Here is a 4336-nt window from a genome sequence, read left to right on the forward strand (position 1 = left end):
GCCAGAGCCGGGTTCGGCGCCGGTTCATCCACCCGTCGCGGGTCGATTTCGATGCGGGCGTGATTGCCCTGGACGCCCGCATCGAAATCGACCCGCGACGGGTGGATGAACCGGCGCCGAACCCGGCTCTGGCCATAAGACCCTATCCGTCGGGATGGAGCCGGAATCTTCTGTCGGACGGCATGTCCTTGCACATCCGGCCGATCTTGCCGGCGGACGTAGCGCTTTATCCCGCGTTCCTGGCCAGGATTTCCCCCGACGACCTGCGGCTGCGTTTCCTCTCGCCGCGCAGGAATTTTCCGGACCAGATGCTGAAACGGCTCACGCAGCTCGACTACGACCGCGACATCGCCTTCGTCGCGCTCGAAAAGGACACGGGAGCGCTCGCCGGTATCGGCAGGCTCTCCTGCGACCCGGATCACAGGACCGGCGAATATGCCCTGCTCGTACGATCGGACCTGCAGGGGCATGGGCTGGGATGGAACCTGCTGAAGCAGATCATCGACTATGCGAGGGCCGAACGCATCGGCCGGATCGAGGGCATAATCCTCAACGAAAATCGCAAGATGCTCACAATGTGCGGGGAGTTTGGCTTCTCGGTTGCGCATCACCCCAGCGAGCCCGGCCTGTCGGTGGCGACGCTGGAGATCGGGTGAGCGGCGGCTTCCTTATGCCGCCGCGGCCGCGGTTGCGCTCTCGACGAGAACCCGCATCTCCGCGACGATTTCAGCGATATTGCGATCGGCTTCGATCCTGCGCCAACCCAACGATCCGGGATCGCGCTGCAATTGCCGCGACAGGATGTCGATCGTGGCATCGGAAGGGCCACCCTTGCGCTCGCTGACCCGACGCCACAGGACCGACGGATTGGCCGACAGCCAAAATCCCGCAAACGGAACCTTTATCTCCCTTGCGGCGCGCTCGATCCTGTCGCGATCGTCCGGGTTGTCGAAAACGGCGTCGGCGACGACTGAGCCGCCTTCGGCGAGGATCAGCTCCGCGCGCCACGCGATCTGGCGATAGACGCGTTCCGACACGCCAGGCCGGTAGGCCTTGTCCGGCAGCCTTGTCTCCGCGGCCACCCCGTGCATGGCCTTGCGGATGCGATCGCTCTCGACGACCCGGGCGCCTGGGGCCGCGCCGATGTGGGGGGCGAGCGCCTCGGCGACCGTCGTCTTGCCTGAGCCGCTCAGTCCGCCGATCGCAATGAGCCGCGGCGGCGTTTCGGTCAGCAAGGCTCGGGCGAGCTCGAAATAGGATCGCGCTTCGGCGATCAGCTCCGTGGCGTTGGAGCTGCCTTCCTCGACCTGCGTTGCCGTGACATGCGCGCGCACCGCCGCCCGCACCGCCATGAAGAACGGCAGCAGGATAAAGCCGTCTTCGTCGTCGGCGTCGTCGAGATATCGGTTCATCACCAGATTGGCGAATTGAGGAAAACCGCGATGCCACAGATCCATCAACAGAAATGCGAGGTCGTAGAGCACGTCGACGGTGGCGATCCGGTCGTTGAATTCGATGCAGTCGAACAGGCGAGGCTCGCCGTCGAAGAGGCAGATGTTGCGCAGGTGGAGATCGCCGTGGCAGCGGCGGACACGGCCTGAAGCCTCGCGCCGGTCAAGCAGGCCGGCATGGCGGGCGAGGGCGGCGCGAAACGCCGCGTCGAGCGTTTCGGTCTCCTCCCGATCGAACACGTGGCTTGTCGCAAATCCGGCCGAATTGATCTCGAGCACCCCGCCGATGTTCGCCGATCCGGTGCCGGTGTGCATTTCCTGCGTGCCACGATGATATTGCGCGATCATGCGCGCGGCTTCCGTCATCAGCGCAGGTGTCAATTCGCCCGCGGTCGCCATTCGGTCGAGAAGTTGCGACTGATCGAAACGGACCATCTCGATGACGGCATCGACCAGCTCTCCCGGTCCGTCCATGGCGAGCCGGTCTCCGTCCCGCATTATGCGCCGCACCTGAAGGTAAAGGCCGGGCGCCGTCCTGGAGTTGAGCTCCACCTCCTTTTCGCACGCGCTGAGCCGAAGCTCCGGTGTCGAAAAATCGACATAGGGCAGCTTCACCGCCCGCTTCAGTTTGAAGGCGCGTCGCCCGACAAGGAAAATCCGAGAGATGTGGGTTTCGATCGCCTCAACGGCTCCTGCCTCGCCATAGGCGGCGGGATCCTTCAGCATTTCGACCACGGCATCCTGGTTCTCAACGATCATGGCGCGCGTTCCCGGCCCTGGTTTGCAACATCGTTCGATCCTGCCGGCTGAAACCCATGGGTTTTACTGGCGTTGGAGCGTCTGGACATAACCGGTCAGGTTATGGATGCGTTCCGTGGTGACGGCCTCCCCACCGTAGGGACCGTAGCGTTTCACGTCGTCCGGCAGGAACTGGTCGCCCCAGACCGGCATCTCGCGCTCGCCGTGCTCCGGTATCATGCCGCGGCCGTCGATCGTCGCGTAGACCCGCCAGTATGGAAATTCCCCGCCATTGCGGCTCGTCAGCGTCGTCAGATCCGCGGGACGCTTCCGCAACGCGTCGGCCAAGGGTCCGTCGCCCTTGCCGTCCACACCGTGGCAGACCGCGCAGGAGTTCAGATACTCCTGCTCTCCATTACTCATCTGCTGTGCGGACGAGGCGCTCAGGGTCAGCGCCGCGAAACCCGCCGTAATCCAGAATCTCATTGCTTCGCCTCCTGTTATCGGTGTCAGGCTAATGCTTGCGGCGCGCGCGCACGTTGACCGGGATCAATCTTGCGAGGGGGATCGGTTTGATTCAGCGCAAGGAAGGATTGCGGCCGGCTCGCTACGTCTACGTCCTTAGTGAACCTCTTTCGGAGAAGGAGCCGCCGCCATGGCATTCAAGACATTGCTCACGGTCACAGGACCGGATCACGCAGACGATGATCTGAGGCTCGCCACTGGTCTGTGCGAAGAACTCAACGCGCATCTCTCCGTGCTTGTCCTGCTCATGGCCGCGCCCCCTTCGGGCGGAGAATATGCAGCGGTCGTCTCGCCAGCCTGGCTCGCGGAGCGCGAAGCCGAAATGGAAATGCTGAAGAGACGCACCTCGGCCGTTTCCAAGTTGCTGTCGGAAAGCCGCGTATCGGCTGACCTCGCCACCGACTACCCAGAGCAGTCATGGGCGGATGAAGTCATCGGCCGGCGCGCCCGTTACGCCGATCTGGCCATTGTCGGGCCGGAAATGCTCGCAAGCCACCTGCTCAAGGAGAAGGTCATTGCAGGCGGACTTTTCTCGTCCGGAAAGCCCATCCTGCTGGTCCCCCAGGGCGCGCGCCCGACGTTGAAACCGAAACGCGTCCTTGTCGCGTGGGACGCCGGCCTGGAAGCCACGCGCGCCGTGCGGGAGTCGCTCGACATGCTGTCAGGCGCCGATGAGGTGCGCGTCGTCATGATCGACCCGGTCGAGGACGAACGGCACCATGGAGATGAACCCGGCGCGGACCTGGCCGCCTATCTCGCCCGCCATGGCGTGAAGGTTACGGTCGAGCGCCTGCCGAGTGCAGACCATTCGATCGCCGATGTCCTTCGCCAGCATGCGGTCGACACCGGCGCCGAACTCATTGTCATGGGAGCCTACGGTCATTCCAGGCTGCGCGAGCGCATCTTTGGAGGCGTGACCAAGTCGATGATCGAGGACCCGGGCCTACCGATCCTCATGGCTCGTTGAAGGGCGGCACGGAAAGACGCGGCCGGCGGATCGCCGCAGTCCCCGGCCGGACGGCCTCAGTTGCGACAGCCACTGGGAGATCCGAGCGAACCGGCGATCGGTTTTGGCGTGGTCGGTTGAAGCAATCTGCCTGACACCGGGACAATCGCGACAGGCGCTGTGGCGTGTCAGATCCGTTTGGCCCTCCTTCGCCAAGGCTTCGGAGGGCATCCTGCTTCGCGCTGAGAAGAATTCGCCGGATTCATCCTGCGAGGCGCCCAGCGCGAAGCAGGATGGCGGAGAGAGCGTCTTTCGATCTTAGGCCTATAACGTTGAAAATATTCAACTTTTTATTTTCTTTGTTACGCAGCTTGTTACACGGCCGGGGCGACAGGTCACGGTTTCTATAAGCTCGCTGCTCCGAGTCCGTCCACTCATTTTGAGGGGTATTCGAGAGTCGCGCGCGAAAGGAATGTCGGCTTTGCGCCTCAAATCGGTCATTCGAATGCGCCGTTGGAGATCTTAAAAGCGGACGTTTGTTCTGGCCTTGGGGGAAGTCCGGAAAGGGTGGAAAGCGGACATTGCGCCTACGGCAACGCCGACCTGCATAGCAGACGTTTTGCCGTGGCGCCGTTCGCAAAAAGGATGGCGTTTCAGGAAACGTTGTGCGCAGCTT

4 protein-coding genes are annotated in these 4336 nt (G+C 63.1%); 2 read left to right on the forward strand and 2 right to left on the reverse strand.

Annotation, left to right across the window (positions count from 1 at the left end; all coding sequences use genetic code 11):
- A partial coding sequence (locus tag EOA29_RS26845) for a GNAT family N-acetyltransferase (RefSeq protein WP_145969814.1) occupies positions 1–656 on the forward strand: 656 nt, incomplete at its 5' end.
- Between the two features lie 12 nt (positions 657–668).
- Here the strand turns inward: EOA29_RS26845 and EOA29_RS26850 are convergent.
- Together EOA29_RS26850 and EOA29_RS26855 are read right to left on the reverse strand one after the other, a co-directional pair.
- Positions 669–2210 carry a bifunctional aminoglycoside phosphotransferase/ATP-binding protein gene (locus EOA29_RS26850; protein ID WP_126092058.1) on the reverse strand — a complete coding sequence of 514 codons (1542 nt, stop codon included), beginning with the start codon at positions 2208–2210 and terminating at the stop codon, positions 669–671.
- 63 nt (positions 2211–2273) lie between these two features.
- A complete protein-coding gene (locus EOA29_RS26855) occupies positions 2274–2675 on the reverse strand; it encodes a cytochrome c (protein ID WP_126092059.1) in 402 nt (133 codons plus the stop codon).
- Between the two features lie 169 nt (positions 2676–2844).
- On the opposite strand from EOA29_RS26855, the gene EOA29_RS26860 reads away from it, so the two are divergent.
- Positions 2845–3681, forward strand: coding sequence for a universal stress protein (locus EOA29_RS26860; RefSeq protein WP_126092060.1), 837 nt, complete (start codon positions 2845–2847; stop codon positions 3679–3681).
- The last annotated feature ends 655 nt before the right edge of the window (positions 3682–4336 follow it).

Origin of the sequence: Mesorhizobium sp. M1E.F.Ca.ET.063.01.1.1 (genome assembly GCF_003998155.1) — a bacterium.
Classification (GTDB): Bacteria; Pseudomonadota; Alphaproteobacteria; order Rhizobiales; family Rhizobiaceae; genus Mesorhizobium.